The sequence below is a fragment of the Paludibaculum fermentans genome, from assembly GCF_051172195.1.
In the GTDB taxonomy this organism is placed as follows: domain Bacteria; phylum Acidobacteriota; class Terriglobia; order Bryobacterales; family Bryobacteraceae; genus Paludibaculum; species Paludibaculum fermentans_A.
Genome location: NZ_JBPJAQ010000001.1, coordinates 49,879 through 70,881, shown reverse-complemented (window position 1 = coordinate 70,881; position 21,003 = coordinate 49,879). Strand labels below are relative to the sequence as shown.

The window sequence follows — 21,003 nt, the reverse complement described above, 5'->3', positions numbered from 1 at the left end:
AATTCTCCCCCAAAAACAGACGCGGCACACACACGTCTTTTCACCGGGAGATTCCCTGGGCGCTCCGAAGTGGTCCTCAGCTCTTGCCGGAGAGGGATACGGTGGCGGACGCGGTCGAGGGGTCATCCCCTTTCACGGTGGTCGTCCCACTGCGAGACCCCGCGGCCGTGGGCGAGAATCGCACTGTCACGCTCCGCAGCGCGCCGGGTTCGACGGTGAAGGGCGCCGTCAGGGCCGGTAAGGTGAACTGCGTGGCGTTCGATGTTACTGAACTCACTGTCAGGACTTTTCCACCGAGATTGCGGATCACGAATGTAAGGTCCTTACCCTGATTCAAGGGCACTGTCCCGAAGTCGAGCGACGTGGGCGCCAGCCTCATGGAGGGAGCCGCCGCGGCCCCCACTCCATCCAGATAGACAGTCTTTCCGCCCAGCACCAACGCGCCGCTCCTGCCCGAAGTAGACGTTGGACTGAACCGAACTGTCAGCTCCAGTTCCCCACCTGCCGGTACCGTGAAGGGTACGGCCGGAGAGGCCACGGAGAAGGCGCTATCACTCGGCTTGGCGCGACCCTGCGTAATGGGAGCCGGCGTCCGATTCGCAATGCGGAGGGCGAGATCCTTGCTGGTATTCACGGCAACCGGTCCGAAGCTCAGCCGGGTCGCCGGCAGCACGAAAGCATCGCTCCCTGCCGGTGCGAACATGGCCAATGCGTACCCGCCGGAATCTCCGCCCTTGAGCCTGCGATCAGCCAGGGGCGGTTCGGTATCGTCCTCATACACGACCGCAATATTGCTCCTCGAGTATGGGCCGTCTTCACCAAGCAGAGCCAATGTTGATGGCTGGAATGGCAAGGCTACCACCTGGCTGCCGCTCTTCAGGGTCAGCGACCTCTGCGAAGTTACCGTCTTGCCCGAGGTGGATACCAGCGAGGCGGCCACACGGTACCGGCCCGCGGTTGTCACATCCAGGCCCACATTGACGTCCAAATGCTCCAGGATGCCGTCGCCTGTATCATCCACGGCGGCATCCGAGATTGACGTCAGCTGCGCCAATGCCGGGATCACCCGCACCGAAGACGTAGCCTGCCGGAGATAAGGGACACCTGCCGGAGAGACACCGCTGGCCGTGAGCACTGCCGTGTATCGTCCTATTGCGTCAGGCAGCCATTCCGCGCCGTACATCCCAACCGCTCCCTGATCCGCGAAGATGTCCGCGATCAGAGGCAGTTTGGCGATGGTCATCCCCGCGTCCTCTGGAACCAGCGCCAGTTCCACCGTGGCATCCATCAGCCGGTTCGTTCCATCTATCACCAATCCGGTGAACACCGCGCTGCGGCCCACCTGTACTGTCTGGTCGCCGGCGGCCACGCCAGCCCGCACGGCCGAACTGGATTGGTAGGTTGCGACAACCACAAACTCCGCCGTGGCGCCGGCCGAGTTCACACGTACTTCGTATGCGCCCGGCAGTGAACCTGCGCCTAGCGTGATCAGCGTGTGTGTCCCGCTGACGGCGAACATTCCTGGCAGGGCGGTACTACTGCCTAGTACAGAATAGACAATGCCCTGCGACTCCGCGTTCGCGGGGCTGATCTCCGTCCCGTTGGGCAATAGCAGGCTGACCACCGCACCAGGGTATTGGCAGGCCACATCAAAGAGATCCCCGCCATCCGGCAACGGATCGGCCGTGAATGGAATGGTTGCCGTCGCCCCAGGTGGCACCGTGACTGCCTGCGATACGCGGTTCGAAAGCGGCATCTGTGCAATCAGCAGACCGCCGCAGATGATAAGGATGCCAAGCAGCCGGCTCATTGTGCCTCCTCCAGTTGCACGGGCTGTGCTTTTCTGATCGCGTCCAGTACGACCTTCGCTGTCTCCGGCGACGCCACGGTGGAGTGGTTCGCCTTGATGGCTCCGATCTCGGTGAACACCGGGTCCAGCCGCGCCGACGCACGTTGTACGGCGAAGTCGTTCTCTTCAAAGCGCGATGTATTCACCTCTCGAACAACTTTCACGCGCACCGTCTGCAGCCCATCCTTGCCCACCGGGATCTCCACTTCCTCCGTGCGCGTGGAGGCCACGTTCCCGATCAACCGGTAGATCTGCTCCATTACTGTGGCCCAGGTCGTATCCCAGTGATCTCCCTGGCCCGGAATCCCTCTCGTCTCCCCGATTTGGATCGTCGGATTGCCGAAGACCGTGTTGCTGTCGTCAAGATTGGCATCCGCCGAGATGGATTGGTACACCACCGGAGCCACCTCGCCATCCACCTGGAACGACTTCGGGAGCAGAGGCATATTCGCCGCATTGAACGATTCCACCGCCGACACCCGCAATGAGGATGTGCCCGCATTGGGCGGCGCCATCCCTCCCAATGCTGTACGTGTGCTGTCCGAGCTGTGCACAATGCTCGATCCCACGCTGTCGATCTGGTAGTCCGGACCGGAGGATCCGTGATGCGGCGTGCTCAACGTGGTCAACGACAGCACGCCGAAATTGGCAGGCACCGTGCGCGCCAGGAAATCGCGCGAATCCAAACCGCCCTTGCTGTGCGCCACGAGATGAACGTGCCGCGCCCCAAACTCCCTGGCCAGCCTCGGAATCTCACCGCCCAGGTAGTCGCCGTGCTCCTTCGTGGGCCCGCTCGTCATGCTGATCGAGCTGTTATGGGGGATGAACTGGTCTTTCAGTTCCTGGGTGAACGCGCCTGCCATCTGCAGGCGGTTGCTCTCCCCCAGCACAAAGCCATCCCAGAATGTTCCCCCTTGCCCGTCGTCCCCCTGTCCGTTCCCATGGACCAATAGCACTGGCGCCATCGCCTTAAACTCCAGTTGCGCCCAATCCACCGCCGCGCACGAGTTCTCGCTCTCCTTTGGACTTCCGGCGTCGATCGTCAATTCGATCAGGTTATCCGCCGCAAGCGGCTTTCCGCCCTTCACTCTTGTTCCAAAGCGCAGCAGCGCGATCGGAATCCGGATCTCGTGCAACTGCCATTGCTCAGGAACGCCTTCGACTACCGCGTCCGGGAACTCCTCGCCGTTGACCAGGATTTTGTGTTCAATGGGCGCCGCACCGTTGCTGTAGTCCCGGGAAAACACCGGGATCCGCAGAATGGCCTCGCCTGAGATCACGCCGTTCTTCACCAGGTCCGCCACACTCAGCAAGGCGCCGCTCGGCGCCACCTCTCCGGCAACACGATCGATTGGTACGGTCACAACGTGCGGCCCAGCCGATCTTCTCAGGCACTTCGTCAGGCTGCCGCCTTTGAATCGCGAATCGGTGTCCGGCTCTGGATCGAACGGATCCGGCGGCGGCTCATCGTCCTCAGTGACATTGAAGACCGCATATCCGCTCACACTGAACGAGGCGCTGCCGCCATGCTTCTTCTCGGTTATGGCGTTCATGCTGGCGGTGAGGTAGCTCCCGGCCAGGATCGTCGACGAGACTTCTTGGGGACTATTCTCCCCGCAAGTCGTCCATTCGTAATCCAGGGGCTGTTTGTTGATGTTGCCAGTCGCCGAGATATTCTTCTGGCCGCAGAATCCGCCTCCGCCGTTCAGCGATGTGAAGACTGTGGCATCCTCCTGGACCATTCGATCATCGCCGTAATCCGGATGGGTAAACTTCACCCGGAAACTCGCCGTTACCAGTGGGACACTCTTCACCTGGATGGTCTTATCTGGCAGAATGCGAGCCTCGGCCTCTGTCTGCATCGCATTCAACACGAACCGGTCCAATGCAATCGAGGTGTGTCCGCAATCGACGAAGGTAGATGCCGTTCCGGAGAAGTCTCCGGATGCCGTAGTCACCTGGGAGTAGCTGCGCGAGAACGAACCCCAGTTCAGACTGCCGCCGGCATCGAAACAGCTGCCGGAAACACTAATGATGTACCGCTCAAATTTGAGGTGGGCTGGCCGTCCTGCCGGCTCCTGTGCCCAGGCCGGCAGGCAGAGCCACACAAGCGCTCCAACTCGCCTCACGATCGGGATCCACGACATAGTGGTTCCTCCCTTGTGTGTTCCAATATAGGGGACAAGCGGACCCTAAAGTATGTTTACTGGCAAGAATTTCTCTTGTTCAGAGCGATGGCCGAGCCGTCCCATGGCACGCATATTGTAGCTCCGAATTGCCCGATTCGGACCCTCGGTTGCATGGCCCCGCCACCATACTTCGGCCGCAAAGGCGTGCGGCCGGCGCGAGCACGCGGCCGATCGAGTTGCCTGGGTCGGAGGATTGGCGGTGTAAGTCGAATAATGGCAATGATTTAGAAGAGGGCGTGCCGAAGTGATGGGTGGGTCGGGCCACGCCCCAACATTTATCTTCTGTTTAACTCGATTCAACTATCCTAGGGTCAACATCATGAGATGGCCCACAGTCTTTACAATGCCCGTCCTGCTGGCTACCGCCGCCTGTCAGATGGCCGCCGCGCAGGTCCGGTTGGGTCTGCAGGATGCGGTCCGATTGGCGCTCGACAGGAACGCCCACCTCTCAGCCGGGCAGGAACTAATTGGTGCGGCACAGGGACTTCGCCAGCAGGCTGGGTTGAAGCCTAATCCGCGGCTCTATCTTCAGCAGGAAAACGCCCGTCTCTGGCAAAGCCCCGGCCTAGTCTACTGGCGTGATACCGACACTTTCGCCTACGCGGGCTACACAGTGGAGAGGGGCGGCAAGCGCGAGAAGCGCGTAGAGTATGCGGCGGCCAACACCGCTCGTGTCGAAGCCGACCAGACGCTGCTAAGACGCCATGTTGCCGCCCGTGTAGCCGCCGCCTACTGGGCAGCTGCCGGAGCCGTGCGAATCGTCGACTTGCTAAACGAGGAGCGCCAAAATCTACTCCAGGTCGTACGATATACGGAAGCGCGAGTAAAGGAAGGCGCCGCTGCGGGCGCCGACCTGCTGCGAATTCAATTGGAGTCCCAGCGGGTTGATGCGTTGCTCGCCGTCGCCCAGCAGGATGTGGACCGCAGCCGCCTTGAGCTGTACCGTGAGATTGGCGTGGGGCCGCCACCTTCCGTCGAATTCAGCGACCAGCTTGAGGCCCTTCGAGACGTTGCCGCGCCCGATACCGGCGATGTGGTGGAGCGGCGCCCGGAAGTGACTCTTGCCCGTCGGGGGATAGCCCAGGCCGAGGCACAAGTGAAGCTCCAACTAGCAAATGCCAAGCCCGATCCGGATTATATATTCGGCTACAAGCGGACCGCCGGCTTTGACTCCATCGTGGCTGGAGTCCAAATGAACCTGCCGGTCCGGAATCGCAACCAGGGCAATATAGCCGCTGCCGAAGCCGAATTGCGCGCCGCCCGAGAGAACGCCCGCGCTGTCGAAATGCAGGTAGCCATCGAACTGCAGTCGGCGCTGCGCGACTACGAGCTGAAGCGAAAACTGGTGAGTGGCGACCTGCCCCGCATGGTTCAGCGAGCCCGCGACTCTGCTCGCATCGCTCAATTCGCGTTTCGCGAGGGTGGAGTAGACGTGCTCCGCCTGCTCGACGCCGAGCGAATCCGAATCGAGACGCAGTTGATGTATACCCGCTCGCTGACCGACTTCCAGCAGAGCACCGTAGCTTTGCAGGTTGCCGCTGGAGTGAATCCATGACCGAAAACGAACTCGTCGAGCAAAAAACTCGTCTGCAGATGCTCGCCGTGGCGCTGACTGCCCTGGTGATCTCGCTGGCAGCGTATATCCTCCTGGCGCGGAAAGGCGAAGTCCCACCTCCGCCGGCAGCCGCCGAAACCTCCGGCAGCAAGACCACCGCAGGTGTGATTCATCTCAATCTCCAGGCCCAAAAGGAAGCCAACCTCGGTATGGTTCTCGCCGCCAGCAGTGTGGAGAAGGACACGATCCGGGCCAACGGACAGATTACTGTCAACGAGAACGAGACGTGGCACGTGGGCGCCCTGGCCGAAGGGAAAGTGACACAGGTTCTCGCCAACATCGGCGATCATGTCAAGCAGGGTCAGGTGCTGGCCCTGATGCACAGCCACACCGTCCACGAAACCCGCGCCGCCTATATCCAGGCGCAGGCGGAACTCGAACGGGCTATCGCCCACAAAGAAATGGCTCGTCGCGTCTCCGACCGGGCGCAACGACTCCTCAAAGTCGAGGCCATCTCGCAGGAACAGGCTGATCAGGCCGCCAACGACCTGCGCAACTCCGAGGCCGCCATCGTCAGGGCTCGCGCAGATCTCGAGAAAGAAACGCAGCACATGACCGAATTTCTGGAGATAGATCCGCACGGCATCAAGCATGAAGGTGACGCAAATGACGATCCGGATGCCGTCCCTATCAAGGCACCGAATGCCGGTGTCATCCTGCGCCGCCTGGTCAGCAGCGGCAGTGTCCTCTCGGTGGGCCAAGAAGCCTTCACCATCTCGAATCTCAACAGTCTGTGGGTGATCGCCGGAGTGAACGAAGCAGATCTAGGGGCCGTCCGTCCCGGCATGCGGGCCCGCATCAGCGTGCGTGCCTATCCCGACCGCACCTTTGCCGGAAATGTATTGCAGTTGGGGGAGGAGCTCGATCCGGCCACCCGCACTCTCAAAGTCCGCATCCACTTTCCCAATGCCCAGGGCAACCTGAAACCGGAGATGTTCGCTCAAGTGGAGCTCGAGCAAGGCGAGAGCCGCTCGGCCCTCTACATTCCTGAATCGGCTGTCGAGGATCTTAACGGACAAAAGGTCGCGTTTGTGCAAACCGGTGGTGATAGCTTCCAAGTGCGCACCCTCAAGATCGGGGCTACTACGAACGGCATGGTTGAGGTCACGGGCGGAATCACTGAGGGTGAACGCGTAGTCACTCGCGGTGCCTTCGCCCTGAAGAGCGAACTGCTGAAAAGTTCTCTGCAGGGGGAGTAGCGGAGTCATGCTCAACCGCATTATCGACGCCGCATTGAACAACCGGCTCCTGGTTGCTGCCTTGCTGGTCGCAGTCATCGTGGTGGGCCTCGCCGTGATGCTCCGCCTGCCCATCGACGCCTTCCCTGACCTTACCAACAACCAGGTCGTCGTCATCACCGAATGTCCGGCCATGCCGCCATTGGAAGTGGAGAGCCGGGTCACCTTCCCGACTGAGACGGCGCTCATGGGACTCCCAAAAACCCTTGAAATACGATCCACTTCCAAGCTCGGACTGTCCATGACGACGGTTATCTTCGAAGATGAAGTCAGCACGTACTTCGCCCGGCAGCTGGTAAATGAACGCGTGCAGGAAGCCCGTTCGCGCCTGCCCCAGGGGCTGGAGCCTACGCTCGGACCCGTCGCAACGGCGTTTGGTGAAGTGCTGCAATACACGGTCGACGGTAACAGTCTGTCCCTAATGGATCGCAAGACCCTCCACGACTGGAGCATTCGCTTCCAGCTCCGCACCATCCCTGGGGTCAATGAAGTCAACAGTTGGGGTGGAGACACAAAACAGTATGTGATTGAAGTGAATCCGGACGCCCTTCAGCGCTACGGATTAACGCTCAGGGATGTCTTCCTGCGCGTTCAGGACAACAACGAGAACTTCGGTGGCGGGTTCATCCAGCACATGGACCAGCAATACACCGTCTATGGTCTCGGACGCGCCACATCGTTGGGCGAGTTGGGGAAGACCGTACTTCTGGCGCGCGCGGGTGTCCCAGTCCTGCTCAACGACGTGGCCGACATTGTACCCGGTGCCATGCCGCGGCAGGGTGCCGTTCTGCGCGATGGAAACGGCGAAACAGTCTCCGGCATGATCATTGCCCTCAAGGGTGCCAATGGCCTGGATGTGATCGAGAGATCCAAACAGAAGTTAGCCAAGCTTCACTTGCCTGACGGGGTGAAGGTTGTGCCCTTCTACGACCAGAGCGAGGTGATCTACGGCACCATCCACACAGTGGAGCGCAACCTGCTCGAAGCCGGCATCCTTGTTATCGCCGTACTGCTCCTCTTCCTTGGCAATCTCCGCGCCGCCCTGCTGGTTGCTTGCGTGATTCCAGTTTCCATGCTCTTCGGATTCATCGGGATGGCTGCTTTCGGCGTTTCCGCCAATCTGATGAGCCTGGGGGCCATTGACTTCGGCATGATCGTCGACGGCGCTGTCGTCATGGTCGAAAACTCCGTGCGGCGCATCGGCGAATCCGGAGGACAGCCGGTGCGCCGCACCGTTCGCGAGGCTGCAGTCGAAGTGAGCCGGCCCATCGTCTTCGGTGTGGCCATTATTGTCGCAGTCTACTTGCCCATCCTCACTCTGGAAGGCCTGGAAGGGCGTATGTTCCGGCCCATGGCGATCACCGTCTGCTCTGCTCTGTTGGGCGCACTCATCCTGTCGCTCACCGTGGTGCCTGTGGCTAGCACTTTCGGCCTGCGCGCCACCGACAAAGAGAGCCATGCCCGCTGGTTCGATATCATCCTTCACCACTATTCGCGGGTGTTGGATTACTCGATGCACCATCGAACAGCGATCGTAGCGTTCTGTGTTCTGCTCATGGCCGTCGCCATCGGCTCGGTCAAGTACATCGGCACCGAGTTCATGCCCAAATTGGACGAAGGTTCGATTCTGATTCAGACACGCAAGTTGCCCGGCGTCAGCCTGCCGGAATCAGTTTCCATCAGTAGCCGAGTGGAGAAGGCCGTCATGGAGTTCCCCGAAGTCAGCGGGGTAGTCAGCAAGCTGGGCCGTCCCGACTTGGCCACCGAAGCGATGGGCGTCTATGAAGCCGATGTCTACGTCCTGCTCAAGCCGCACGCACAATGGCGGAAAGGCCTCGACAAGGAGACGCTGGTCGACCAAATGTCTAAGCGCATGGAACGCATCCCCGGCCTGGTATGCAACTTCACGCAGCCGATGGCCATGCGTCTGGACGAGGTAGTCTCCGGTATCAAGGCCGATGTCGCCGTGAAGATCTTTGGGAACGATCTGGCCACGTTGGAGCAACTGGCCGATCGTGCCCTCAAGGTAATCAGTGCGATACCAGGCTCAGCAGACTCACAGGCTGAGATCCTCACTGGTGTGCCCGAACTCCGCGTTGCTGTCGACCGCGACAAACTATCCCGCTACGGGCTCGACGTTCGCAACGTTCGTGATTTGCTGGACTCCACCACTGGCGGCACAACGGTCTCTGAAATGATTGAGGGCGAGCGACAGGTTCCGATCGTTGTTCGGTTGCCGCAGGCATACCGCAACGATCTCCAGGCGCTGGGCAACCTGCAACTGCAGTCCACGGCCGGCGAGCGTGTCCGGCTCAATCAGATTGCGCGCATCTCCGTTGAACAAGGTCCCGAAGTAATCAACCGCGAGGGAGCCCAGCGGCGCATCGTAGTCCAGTGCAATGTTCGAGGTCGAGATTTGGGCAGCTTTGTCAGCGATGCACAGCTGCGCATCCGCCAAACCCTCAAGCTCCCAGCCGGCTACTCCATTGAGTGGGGCGGACAGTTCGAGAATCAGGACCGTGCTGTGCGGCGGCTAATGATCGTCCTGCCCCTCTCCATCGCGATCATCTTTGGCCTGCTCTTCGCCACCTTTTCGTCGATTCGCCAGGCGCTCCTCATCTTCAGCGCCGTCCCCTTCGCACTGGTGGGGGGCATCGCAGCGTTATGGATCCGCGGCCTGAACCTCAATCTCTCCGCCATGGTCGGCTTCATTGCCCTGTTTGGCGTGGCCGTCCTGAATGGCATTGTCATGGTGAGTTGCATCAATCAGATGTTGGACGCTGGACTGCCATTGGAGCGTGCCGTTCGCGAAGGTGCGCTCACCCGCCTACGACCGGTCATGATGACGGCCATGGTAGCCAGCCTGGGCTTTATGCCCATGGCCCTCTCTCAATCCGCGGGCGCCGAAGTGCAACGGCCGCTGGCGACGGTCGTCATTGGAGGATTGTTCACGGCCACAATGCTGACCCTGCTCGTGCTGCCTGTGGTTTTTCCCTGGTTCTCCTCAAGCTCTCGATCGGAAGGAGCGCCGGATGCCATCGAGCCTGTCGAAATATCATGACGAGGAGAGTTAGCTCCAATGCGGCTCCTTCTAGTTGAGGATGAACAGGACGCGGCGCGCATGCTCGCGAAGGGCCTGCGCGAACAGACATATGCCGTCGATATTGCGTTTGATGGGGATGCGGCGATGGAGAAGCTGTCCGTCAATACCTATGACATGGTGATCCTCGACGTCATGCTCCCTTCCCGGAGTGGTTTCGAGATCTGCCGCGAAATGCGCCGCATGGGCGCCCGTGCTCCTGTGCTGATGCTCACCGCGCAGGACCAGATTTTGAGCCGGATCGAAGGTCTCGACAGCGGCGCCGACGACTACCTCATCAAACCTTTCGACTTCGGGGAACTGTCGGCCCGCATACGCGCCCTGCTGCGCAGAGGGCCGGCCCTGCAGGATCCTGTGATCCGCGTTGCTGATCTCACCATAGACACCCGCAACCGGTCGGTCCGGCGTGGCGATCGCAGCATCGATTTTACGGCCAAAGAGTACGCGCTGCTCGAGTACCTGAGCAAACGGCAGGGCGAAGTTGTCACCCGGCCCGAGATCTCGGAGCATGTCTGGGATGAATCATACGACCCTTTCTCAAACCTAATCGAAGTCTACATTCAGCGGCTGCGGCGCAAGATTGACACTTCTGGAGAATCCAGGCTCATCCACACCCGCCGCGGTGAGGGTTACCGGATTGGCGGGTTCGACGAAGATGATTAATTCCATCCGTGCCCGGCTCACACTCTGGTACGTCGCGGTATTCAGTGTGATCCTGGTAGTGTCGGGTTTCGTGGTCTTTTCTCAGCTCGTCGAGAGCCGCTTTCAACGGTTGGACTCGCGTCTGGAATTGGCCGGCCGTGTGTTGGCCGCATCACTGAAGCACGAAATCGAGGAGCATGAGGGGAAGGCCCCCGGCGAGGCCTCATTCCGGTCGGTCCTGATAACCATTCACCAGCTCACCTTCCCCGATCAGGCGGTTACGATCCTGCAAGCCGGGCGCGTGGTCGGGCAGAAGCCGGACTCCGAGACCCGCACGGTTTCGCCTGCCGCGATTGAGCAATCTGCCCGCCTCCCGCTCCAGTCGAATCCGGCGCATTGGTCCGAATCCGGGTGGCGATATTCAGCGCTCAGGCTGCCGTTGCCAGTGCATGGGCAGTATACGATCATCTCAGGCGAATCCCAACTGGAGACAGAGAGGGAGGTGGCCACCCTGCGGCAAGCCTTTCTTCTCGGTGTGCCCATAGCAGTCTTTCTCTCCGCACTGGGTGGTTACTGGCTTGCCCGCAAAAGCCTGGCCCCGGTTGTCGTCATCTCGCAAACGGTAGAATCCATAACGTCGCGGAATCTCGATCGACGTGTGCCCATTCTCAACCCCGACGACGAACTGGGCCTGCTGGCCCAGACGTTCAATCGGCTGCTAGCGCGTCTGGGTACCTCGTTTGAGCAGCAGCGGCGCTTCATGGCCGATGCCTCCCATGAGCTGCGGACGCCTGTATCGGTGGCTCACACCGCGACGGAAGTAACTCTGGAGAAGCCGGCCCGGACCGAAGGCGAGTACCGCGAGGCACTCCAGATCATCGACGGGCAGCTGCGCCGTCTAAAACGTGTAGTTGAGGATATGTTCCTGCTTGCACGCGCCGATTCGGGAGCGGTGCCACTACGGCCCAGCAAGTTCTATCTGGACGAGCTCTTGGTGGACACAGCCAGGGCGGCCCGTGTCTTGGGCGAGAAGTTCTCTGTGAATGTGGACACCACACAGATGCAGGAGTCGCTGTGCTGCGCAGATGAATCCCTGTTGAAGCAGATGGTCATGATCCTGCTTGATAACGCTGTAAAGTACTCCGCCCCGGGTGGGCGTGTGACCATCATGCTCCAGCACCGTGGCGAGTACTACGACATTCTTGTCACCGACACAGGGACAGGTATTCCAGCTGACGCACAGCCGTTGATTTTCGATCGTTTCTATCGCGCTGATACGGCTCGCAGTCGGGCATCTGGAACCTCAAGCGGCGCCGGATTGGGCTTGTCTATCGCCCGCTGGATTGCCGAGATGCACCATGGCGAGTTGCGCCTGGAATCTTCAAGTTCTACCGGGACTGTATTTTGTGCTTCGTTGCCAGTATCGAGCCGCTAGTCGACCCTTCGCAGCGATACCTGATAGACCCTGAGCGTGCCCGCGATCTTGTTATCGAACTTATCCGAAATTCGTCGTTCCAACTGTGTCACGAGGGCTCTTATCTCCGGACGCACCACAAATTGCACCTCCACTTCGTGGCGCGGTTGGTTGCCCCGGATTTGCTCAGTGGCGACTCCGAACTTCCCTGGATGATCGGCATCAAACAGGTGGAAGAAAGGGCCTTCATTTGTCGTAATTCCGATTCCTTCCACTACTGCTGTGAAGATATATGAGCCCGGACTGACGAATGACAATTGCCTGACATTGTTGTACGCCATGTTTTCAGTGCCGGGAAAGGCAACCGAAAGCCCGTCTTTGCGCAGGCTTTCCATGCCGGATGGGGAATCCAACGTCCAATCCAGCGGTGTCTTGTAGGGCGGGCCGAAGTGGGGATTGCTGAGGAAGTTGCTGTGGAGGTAGCCTTCGCGCCGTTCACTAGGCAACCATGCGGACCAGAGGCGGGCTGCGGCCTCGTATTCTCCACGCCGGCAAAGCGCTGTACTGATCCCGCAGGCGCTCTTTACGTCAGTGAGCCGGTTCTCCCTCATCCACGTCCAGATTTCCAACAGTTCCACTGTTGTGCGATTGCCCGCGGCCCAGGCCAGGTAGTCCACTGCTGTCTGGTGTGGGATCCCCTTTCGCAGGATTTCCGCCATCGGCCTATCCGCAAAATAGGAAAATATCAACTCATTGTAGGCTGGCGTGAGCTCTAGAATGCGATGACCCAAGGTCAGGACTTCAGCGGAGTGTTCGTGGGTGAGATGGAAGGTGAAGGCGCGCATGTGGACTGGAGCTATCGAAGGACCCAGTGCGAGTGATCTCTCGAAGGCCGTTGTGGCGCCCTGAGTGTCGCCGGCACTATCCAGTGATTCAGCGTAGGCGGCCCATTTGTAGGGGTTTGCGGGATCCAGGGCAGTGTATGACAAGTCGGAACTCGCCTGGTCCTCACGGCAGAATCCAGCCGCGCATAGTGCCGAAATGAGCGGGAGTTTGCTTGTGCTCTCCAGAAGCGTTACGAATGCTGTAACAACCAGCACCAGGGGCACTATAAGGCGAACTGAAAATAGCCGTGAAGTGATGGATTGATTCATGGAAGTTTGACCGAATTGACGGCGATTTTTTGATTGACAGTCGCCTGACACTAGTCCATTATTAAGTTTCTTGCATCAGAGAACAAGTACCGTTCTATAGCTTTCGGTGGATATCACCTCTCAACGACTAGAGCGGCGATATACCGAACCCCCGTTGAGTTCCCAATTGCGCTCCGAGCCTGTCTCAATTTGAGATTGGGACTGAGGGGGGCGAAGCCTGCCTGAATCTTCCGCATGCCCATTGTGCCTACTTCCTGGTTTGCCATTCGCACCCGATCCCGTCAAGAGCAAGTCGTATCCAGATACCTGAACGCGACCGGACTGGAGGAATTCCTACCCCTTTACCAAGTACGGCGGCGCTGGAGCGACCGCGTGAAGGTGGTGGATGTTCCATTGTTCGAAGGATACGTCTTCTGTCGGTTCGATGACACTCAGCTCGTTCCCGTTCTCAGTGCGCCCGGTGTTGTTCACGTCGTTACCTTCGATGGTTCGCCTGCTCGGATCCCTGAAGCTGAAATCGAGGCGGTACGCCAATTGGTCAGGAGCAAGCTGCCAGCGTCGCCATGCCCCTACTTGAAGGAAGGAGCTCCGGTTAGGATCCGGAGCGGCCCGATGAAAGGAGTGGAGGGGCGGCTGGTAGAGATCCGGAACCAATACCGGCTGAGAGTGTCGGTTCACATGTTGCAAAGGAGTGTGGAGGTTGAAATAGACCCGGAAAGTGTTGAGGCCCTGACGTAGATGACCCTGTTCAACAAGCGAAGCAAGATGGTGAGCATCCGGCTGTCCGACGATGAATTCCGGCGGCTGCGTGAAGTGTGTGAGGCCACGGGGGCGCGTAGTATAAGCGACCTGGCCCGTGAGGCGATGCACCGGCTGGTAGACATGCCGCACAACGGACATGCGCCGATGGAGTCGCGAATAGAACAACTCGACCAGAAAGTGACGAGTCTGCAGGCACGGCTGGATCGGCTGGCGCAAATGGTGGAAGGTACCTGATGAAAGCAATACTGCTGCTGCTGCTCTCAGCCATTCTCCTGTCTGCCCAGCAGGAGATGGACGAGCGATCGACCTATGTGCTGGGCGCAGGCGATCAGATCCTCGTCCGCGTACTGGATATGGAAGAAATGTCGAAGGAAGCATTTCAAATCGACATGCGCGGCAACATCAACCTCCCAATGGTAGGTCGTATCCAGGCCAAGGGCATGACCGTTGAGCAACTGGAAGAGGCGATATCGCACCGTTTGAAAGCTTACATTAAGCAGCCTGATGTCTCGGTTACTCTGCACGAGATGCGCAGCCAGCCAGTGAGCGTACTTGGATCCGTCCGCAACCCGGGCGTCCATCAGTTGCAAGGGCAGAAGAGCCTTCTGGAGGTGTTGAGTCTGGCGGGGGGGCTGCAACCGGAGGCAGGCTACTCCGTCAGGATAGCGCGGAGGAAGGAGTGGGGCCCCATCCCACTGCCGGGCGCGAAGCTTGATGAAACCGGCCAGTACTGGGTGGCCGAGGTCGGCGTGAAGGAGATCATGGAAGCGCGCTCGCCGGAGAAGAATATTCCAGTAAAGCCTCAGGATGTTGTGACAGTACCCAAGGGACAAATGGTCTATGTCATGGGTGCGGTGAAAAAAAGCGGGGGATTTGTATTAGGTGAAAAAGAAAAGACCACCGTGCTTGAAGCGCTCTCCATGGCGGAGGGCTGCGACAGCTTCGCAAAACGGGGCGGGGCAAAGATCCTGCGAAAAACAGACAATCCTGACCAGCGGTTGGAAATCGCACTGGATCTCGGCAAAATCCTGCAGGGGAAAGAGAAAGACGTGCTGATGGAGCAGGACGACATCCTGTTCGTGCCGATCAGCGGTACCCGAAAGGTGATGGCACGTTCAGCTGAGGCTGCAATCGGTATCGGCACAGGACTGGCGATCTACCGGCGGTAAAAGATGGAAGATCAAAACCGAGACTTCACGACAGGACGGGGTGGCATGCACCTTCCCGCGAGACAACAGGTAATTGACGCCTCTGGCTTCGCGCCAGCTGATCGTTCTTTTCAACATCCAGGCTACCCCGCGGAGATGGAAGAGCCTGACCACGGAGGGCTGATCGAATACTGGCGCATCCTGCGCCGGCGGAAAGGAACGCTGATCCTGATCTCGGGCTTGGGTTTGCTTCTGGCCTTGCTCGTGACCTTGCCCCAAACTCCTGTCTATCAGGCAAAAACTACTTTGGAGATTCTGGAGCTCAACCAGGACTTCATGAACATGAAGACCGTCCAGCAGGTGGCGGATGGCGGGACTTCGAACCTGATGACGGACATTCAAACTCAGATCAAGATCCTGCAAAGCGAAAGCCTTCTGGATCGGGTCGTGGCCTCGCTCAAGGCGAAGGATGTGTCCGAGTTAGGCCGTGGGAAGAGTCGGATCTCTGCTTGGCGCCGGGCGCTGAACCTGCCGGAACCAACTGGGGCCGACGCGCAAACCGCGGCACTGAGAATGGCGCAGCGAGACATGAAGGTGCGCGCAAGTGGGCAGACGAGAATTGTTGAGATCCTGGTTGATTCGACGGACGCCAAGCTGGCGACCGATTTCGCGAATCGCCTGACTCAGGAGTATATCGAGCAGAACATGGATGCCCGCTGGAAGATGTCGCAGCGGACCGGCGAGTTCCTGTCCAAACAGATCGATGAGATGCGCGTCAAGCTGGAACGCAGCGAGGACGCCCTGCAGGAGTATGCGCGCCGCAACGGCCTGCTGTTCACCGACGAGAAGACGAATGTCACGACGGACAAACTGAAGCAGGTGCAGGAAGCGCTTACGAAAGCGCAGACGGATCGGGTCCAGAAGCAAAGCCGCTGGGAGATGGCGACCACGGCGCCGTCAGATACCCTGCCGGATGTACTCGATGACAAAACTCTTCAGGATTACGAAACGAAGCTAACCGATCTGCGGCGGCAGAAGGCCGAGTTTGAGGAGACGTTCACCGCTGACAATCCGAAGGTGAAGCGCGTGGAGGCCCAGGTGACTACCGTTACCCGGAGACTGGAGCGGCAGCGTGGCGACATCCTGAAGCGAATCAAGAATGAGTACGACGAAGCGCTGCGCCGGGAGAAACTACTGGAGGCTGACTACCGGCAACAGGCTGGTTTGGTGACCGATCAGGGCGACAAGGCGATCACTTACAACATCCTGAAGCGCGAAGCGGACACGAACCGACAGCTCTACGACTCGATGCTGCAGAGAGTCAAAGAGAGCGCCATCTCGAGCGCCCTCAAAGCGAGCAATGTGAGAGTGGTGGATCCTGCCAAGATACCCACTCGCCCCTACAAGCCCAGCTTCGCAACAAACGCGGCGCTCGGACTGCTTGGAGGCCTGTGTCTCGGCATAGCTTTCGTTGTGACGACGGACCGGGCCAATCGGACACTCACTGAGCCCGCGGACATCGCCTATTACCTCAACGTGCCCGAACTCGGCATGATCCCGGCCGAATCGTCGATGTCCGGCAAACGGATGAAGTACTTCGGCCGCGGCGATAAGAAGGACGGCAGTTCCGACGAGCTGGGCGTGGAAGAGGAACAGCGGCTGGAACTTGTCACCTACCAACGAAAGCCCAGTCTGCTGGCTGAGAGCTTTCGAGCGACGCTCACCAGTATTCTCTTTACGGGACAGGAAGGTCGGCGGCCGAAGCTGCTGGTGGTGACCAGTCCTTCGCCTGGTGAGGGGAAGACTACCGTGGTCACCAATCTGGCCATTGCCCTCGCCGAGACTGGGCAGCGAGTTCTGCTGATCGATGCGGATACCCGGAAGCCGAGAGTCCATTCGATCTTTGGATTGGGGAACGAGAGAGGTCTGACCACGATCCTTCGAGGGAACAACGAGAACGGCTCCGCTTCGCGCTACGGTCGGCCATACCGGGCCGGAGATTCACGCGAGAACGGCAGGACGAACGGTGCACCTGCCGCGCCGCGCACCGGCCAGTCGCATGGTGAGATCGCGACGGAAGTGAGAAATGGCGACACGCCCGGGAATGGAGGCGGTGGTAACAGATCCGTCATGATGACCAGTGATCTCGCGACCATGCTCAGCGGGATGGTGGTGGAGACGAAGGTCGATGGTCTGTATGTGCTGCCCAGTGGGCCCGGCGTTGCGGGCGCGACGAACCTGCTCTACTCTCAGCAACTGCCCGAGCTTCTGCGGCATCTGCAGGATGAGTTCGACATGATCTTTATCGACACTCCGCCAATGCTCCAGATTCCAGATGCTCGCGTAATCGGGCGTCTGGCTAGTGGAGTCGTGTTGGTAGTCCGCGCCAACCGAACTACGCGGGATGCCGCAATGGCGGCTCGCGGCAGGCTGCGCGATGACGGCACCCATGTTGTAGGCACAGTGCTGAATGACTGGAATCCAAAGCAGTCGCCAGGCGGCTACTACGGCTACTACGATGGCAATTACGGCAAGTACTACAAACGTTACTACGGGCCAACCACAGAGGGCGAAAGCGCATAGCGCGCCACAAATCGCCTTGAACGTGCTGTCTCGATCATGGCCTGGCGCCGAAGTCCAAGCGTACGGTTCAAGGCACGACGGCTCGCCGGCAACTGAGCTGTAGATCCGGTCCCCGATCGACCGCTTCTTCCGCGCCGGGATGGTGTACCACCACTGGGGGCTATGATTATCCTCCGCCAATTCCTCGTTCGTCCAGGTGCGAGCACCTTGTCAGGCCGGCGCGGTTACCCGTTCAGCCTTAAGCGCACGCGATAGTAGCCAGGATGCATCGAACCGTCCGCCAACTAGAGCGTCATCGAATTCCACCAAGAGGTGCTCGCTGGCTTGTGGCTCTGTTGAGGAGCCGTCTTACTGGGATCTTTCGATGCTGAACTTCTCAGCCTGGTTGAACGGAAGCCGATGGGGCAGGGCGTTGCGAGCTCCATTGGAACTGGTGCCGGACAACGCGACGGTGAGGGTACTTCAAGGGCCGCTGAGGGGGATGAGGTGGGTGGCCGGCGCTGCTACGCACGGATGTTGGTTGGGTTCCTATGAGGCTGAAAAGCAGAGGAGGTTTGCCGACATGCTCCGCCCCGGTATGAAGGTGCTCGACCTCGGCGCCAATGTTGGATTCTACACGCTGCTGTCGTCGCGTCTGGTTGGACCAGCCGGGCGGGTGGATGCGTTCGAACCGTTGCCGCGCAATCTGGGTCTGCTACGCAGGCACCTGCGATTGAATGGCATCTCGAATGTCAAGGTGTGGGAGAACGCAGCCGGTGCTGTTGCAGGCAGCGCGCAATTCCAATTGGGCGAGAACCCGATGACAGGGCATCTGGGAGGTGACGAGGGCACCGCCATCAGGGTCGAAGTCGTTTCGCTGGATGATCTTTCGTCGGCCGGGCGAATTCCCCCTCCGAACTTGATCAAGTGCGACATCGAAGGTGCCGAAGCGGACTTTCTGGAGGGAGCAAGGGCATTGATCCTGCGGGCGAAACCGGTCCTGTTCCTGGCGACACATGGGGCCGCAGTGCACAGACGATGCTGCGGTCTGCTGCGCACCTGGGGTTACCAGCTTGAGCCGTTGGATTCAAGAAGCATCGAACAGACGGACGAGATCCTGGCGAAGCCAGCAGGCAGCTGAATGGCGCACGCAACCGGGGCGCAAGCTCCCTAGGCATCAAGTCAGTAGGCATATTCACGCGAAGGTTTAGGGATTGAGCGAGGGCGTTTCGAATCAATGAAGGCGATCATATTGGCGGGAGGATTGGGCACACGAATCTCAGAGGAGACGCACCTGAGGCCGAAGCCCATGGTGGAAATTGGAGGACGGCCTATTTTGTGGCACATCCTCAAGATCTATTCGGCGCACGGCATTCACGATTTCGTCGTGTGCTGTGGATACAAGGGCTACCTCATCAAGGAGTACTTCGCAAACTACTTCCTGCACATGTCGGATGTCACCTTCGATATGGCGCACAACAGTATGCAGGTACACCGCCGCTCAGCAGAGCCCTGGAAAGTCACGCTGGTCGACACAGGCGATGAAACCCTCACGGGCGGCCGGCTGAAACGGGTCCGCGACTACGTCAAAGACGAAGAGTCGTTTTGCTTTACCTATGGCGATGGGGTGGCGGATGTGGACATCCATGCCGAAATTGAGTTTCACCGGCAGCACGGTAAGTGGGCGACGGTCACCGCAGTGCGGCCGCCGGGCCGGTATGGCGCACTGAAGCTGAATGGGAATGGCGTGGACGGCTTCCTGGAGAAGCCGCCAGGTGATGGCGGCGTGATCAATGGCGGGTTCTTTGTGCTGTCGCCGAAATGCATAGATCTGATTGAGGGCGACCGTATCAGTTGGGAGGCTCAGCCGCTAGCCGAATTAGCGGCGAGGCGGCAGCTCATGGCCTTCGACCATCACGGATTCTGGCAACCCATGGATACTTTGCGAGACAAAACACTGCTGGAAGAGCTGTGGCAGAGAGGTGAGGCACCTTGGAAAATCTGGTGAACGTACAAGCACGTGACAAGGCGGGCATCCGCCGGCAGATTCTGGAACTCGTTAGCGAATACCACGAGGCGAGCGAATCGGCAAAGCCGGGTTTTGCCCCCGGAAGCTCGACTGTTCACTACGCAGGCCGCGTTTTCGACGCGGATGAATTGCGCACCCTGGTCGATTCCTCACTCGATTTCTGGTTGACGGCGGGCCGCTTCACTGAATCGTTTGAGAGCGGATTGGCGGAGTTCTTGGGTGTTGAGAATGTTCTGACTGTAAACTCCGGCTCCTCTGCGAATCTCGTGGCCTTCTCAACCCTGACCAGCCCAGCCCTCAAGGATCGCCGGATTGTTCCCGGCGACGAGGTCATCACGGTAGCGGCCGGCTTTCCAACAACCGTGAATCCTATCATCCAGAACCAGGCCGTACCGGTTTTCGTGGATGTAGAACTAGGCACCTATGTTCCCTCGCTGGAGAAGATCGAGGCCGCCATTGGGCCCCGCACAAGGGCCGTGATGTTAGCCCACACCATGGGCGTTCCGTTTGAGCTGAGAGCCCTGAAGGACCTATGCGAGCACCGCGGACTATGGTTGGTGGAGGACAATTGCGACGCGCTGGGTAGCCGCTACGATGGCCAACTGACGGGCACCTTCGGCGACCTGGCTACTTTTAGCTTCTATCCTGCCCACCACATCACTATGGGCGAAGGCGGCGCGGTTGCGACAAACGATGACGGACTCGCGCGCATTGCGAGAAGCTTCCGCGACTGGGGCCGGGACTGTTACTGCTCGGGCGGGGAGAACAATACCTGCGGCAAGCGCTTCAGCCAGCAATTTGGAAGCCTGCCATTCGGCTACGACCACAAGTATGTGTACAGCCATATCGGCTACAACCTGAAGATCACCGATATGCAGGCCGCCGTCGGCACGGCGCAATTGCGGAAGCTGCCGCGCTTCATCGAGCAAAGAAAAGCGAACCATGCACTGTTCGCGTCTGGCCTGGCAAATCTGCAAGAGAATCTGATCCTGCATACTTGCCCCGAAGGCGCTGACCCTTCCTGGTTCGGCTACGTCATCACCGTGAGGCCCGGTAGCGGCCTGAACCGCAGTACGGTGGTGGCGGCTCTCGAAGGAGAACGGATCGAAACGCGCAGTCTCTTCTGCGGAAACCTGCTGCGTCATCCGGCCTATGAAGCAATCCAGCACCGTGTGGCTGGCTCGCTGGCCAATACGGATGTCATCACCGGCAACACCTTCTTCCTCGGCGTCTACCCCGGCTTGACGCCTGCCAAGATCGCTCATGTCGTAGACGTGTTGCAGAGGGTAGCAGGGTAGGCA

15 protein-coding genes are annotated in these 21,003 nt (G+C 59.5%); 12 read left to right on the top strand and 3 right to left on the bottom strand.

Going from position 1 to position 21,003, the window contains the following annotated elements:
• Nucleotides 1-76: 76 nt before the first annotated feature.
• The gene (locus tag ACR9Y2_RS00295; RefSeq protein WP_435039019.1) at nucleotides 77-1,810 is read right to left on the bottom strand and encodes a choice-of-anchor D domain-containing protein; all 1,734 of its coding nucleotides are present in this window, start codon (nucleotides 1,808-1,810) and stop codon (nucleotides 77-79) included.
• Nucleotides 1,807-3,978, bottom strand: a complete 2,172-nt coding sequence (locus ACR9Y2_RS00290; protein ID WP_435039018.1) for an esterase/lipase family protein — start codon at nucleotides 3,976-3,978, stop codon at nucleotides 1,807-1,809. Before ACR9Y2_RS00290 ends, ACR9Y2_RS00295 begins: the two co-directional genes overlap by 4 nt.
• Before the next feature lie 379 nt (nucleotides 3,979-4,357).
• Here ACR9Y2_RS00290 and ACR9Y2_RS00285 point away from each other — a divergent pair, with 379 nt between their 5' ends.
• Genes ACR9Y2_RS00285 through ACR9Y2_RS00265 form a run of 5 tightly spaced genes read left to right on the top strand, consistent with a single transcriptional unit; the run spans nucleotide 4,358 to nucleotide 12,068 of the window.
• Nucleotides 4,358-5,593 carry a TolC family protein gene (locus ACR9Y2_RS00285; protein ID WP_435039017.1) on the top strand — a complete coding sequence of 412 codons (1,236 nt, stop codon included), beginning with the start codon at nucleotides 4,358-4,360 and terminating at the stop codon, nucleotides 5,591-5,593.
• The gene (locus ACR9Y2_RS00280) at nucleotides 5,590-6,852 is read left to right on the top strand and encodes an efflux RND transporter periplasmic adaptor subunit (RefSeq protein ID WP_435039016.1); all 1,263 of its coding nucleotides are present in this window, start codon (nucleotides 5,590-5,592) and stop codon (nucleotides 6,850-6,852) included. Before ACR9Y2_RS00285 ends, ACR9Y2_RS00280 begins: the two co-directional genes overlap by 4 nt.
• 7 nt (nucleotides 6,853-6,859) lie before the next feature.
• Nucleotides 6,860-9,952: an efflux RND transporter permease subunit gene (locus ACR9Y2_RS00275; RefSeq protein ID WP_435039015.1), complete on the top strand. Its 3,093-nt coding sequence runs from the start codon at nucleotides 6,860-6,862 to the stop codon at nucleotides 9,950-9,952.
• A gap of 18 nt (nucleotides 9,953-9,970) precedes the next feature.
• Complete coding sequence (locus tag ACR9Y2_RS00270) at nucleotides 9,971-10,654, top strand: response regulator transcription factor (protein WP_435039014.1); 684 nt, start codon at nucleotides 9,971-9,973, stop codon at nucleotides 10,652-10,654.
• The gene (locus ACR9Y2_RS00265) at nucleotides 10,647-12,068 is read left to right on the top strand and encodes an ATP-binding protein (RefSeq protein ID WP_435039013.1); all 1,422 of its coding nucleotides are present in this window, start codon (nucleotides 10,647-10,649) and stop codon (nucleotides 12,066-12,068) included. Before ACR9Y2_RS00270 ends, ACR9Y2_RS00265 begins: the two co-directional genes overlap by 8 nt.
• Here ACR9Y2_RS00265 and ACR9Y2_RS00260 read toward each other — a convergent pair.
• Nucleotides 12,065-13,252, bottom strand: a complete 1,188-nt coding sequence (locus ACR9Y2_RS00260; protein WP_435039012.1) for a hypothetical protein — start codon at nucleotides 13,250-13,252, stop codon at nucleotides 12,065-12,067. The two genes, ACR9Y2_RS00265 and ACR9Y2_RS00260, sit on opposite strands and share 4 nt — an antisense overlap.
• A 183-nt stretch (nucleotides 13,253-13,435) precedes the next feature.
• Between ACR9Y2_RS00260 and ACR9Y2_RS00255 the strand changes: the two genes are divergently transcribed.
• The 7 genes from ACR9Y2_RS00255 (at nucleotide 13,436) to rfbH (ending at nucleotide 21,000) form a co-directional block, all read left to right on the top strand.
• The gene (locus tag ACR9Y2_RS00255; RefSeq protein ID WP_435039011.1) at nucleotides 13,436-13,939 is read left to right on the top strand and encodes a UpxY family transcription antiterminator; all 504 of its coding nucleotides are present in this window, start codon (nucleotides 13,436-13,438) and stop codon (nucleotides 13,937-13,939) included.
• Entirely contained in the window at nucleotides 13,940-14,197 is a 258-nt protein-coding gene (locus tag ACR9Y2_RS00250; protein ID WP_435039010.1) for a ribbon-helix-helix protein, CopG family, read from the top strand.
• A complete protein-coding gene (locus ACR9Y2_RS00245) occupies nucleotides 14,197-15,132 on the top strand; it encodes a polysaccharide biosynthesis/export family protein (RefSeq protein WP_435039009.1) in 936 nt (311 codons plus the stop codon). Before ACR9Y2_RS00250 ends, ACR9Y2_RS00245 begins: the two co-directional genes overlap by 1 nt.
• 135 nt (nucleotides 15,133-15,267) lie before the next feature.
• Nucleotides 15,268-17,694: a polysaccharide biosynthesis tyrosine autokinase gene (locus ACR9Y2_RS00240; RefSeq protein WP_435039008.1), complete on the top strand. Its 2,427-nt coding sequence runs from the start codon at nucleotides 15,268-15,270 to the stop codon at nucleotides 17,692-17,694.
• Nucleotides 17,695-18,214: 520 nt separating this feature from the next.
• Nucleotides 18,215-18,814 (top strand): FkbM family methyltransferase, encoded by a 600-nt coding sequence (locus ACR9Y2_RS00235; protein WP_435039007.1) that lies wholly within the window; start codon nucleotides 18,215-18,217, stop codon nucleotides 18,812-18,814.
• A 96-nt stretch (nucleotides 18,815-18,910) separates the two neighbouring features.
• Entirely contained in the window at nucleotides 18,911-19,681 is a 771-nt protein-coding gene (rfbF, locus tag ACR9Y2_RS00230; RefSeq protein ID WP_435039006.1) for a glucose-1-phosphate cytidylyltransferase, read from the top strand.
• Entirely contained in the window at nucleotides 19,675-21,000 is a 1,326-nt protein-coding gene (gene rfbH, locus ACR9Y2_RS00225; protein ID WP_435044805.1) for a lipopolysaccharide biosynthesis protein RfbH, read from the top strand. Before rfbF ends, rfbH begins: the two co-directional genes overlap by 7 nt.
• Nucleotides 21,001-21,003: the final 3 nt, after the last annotated feature.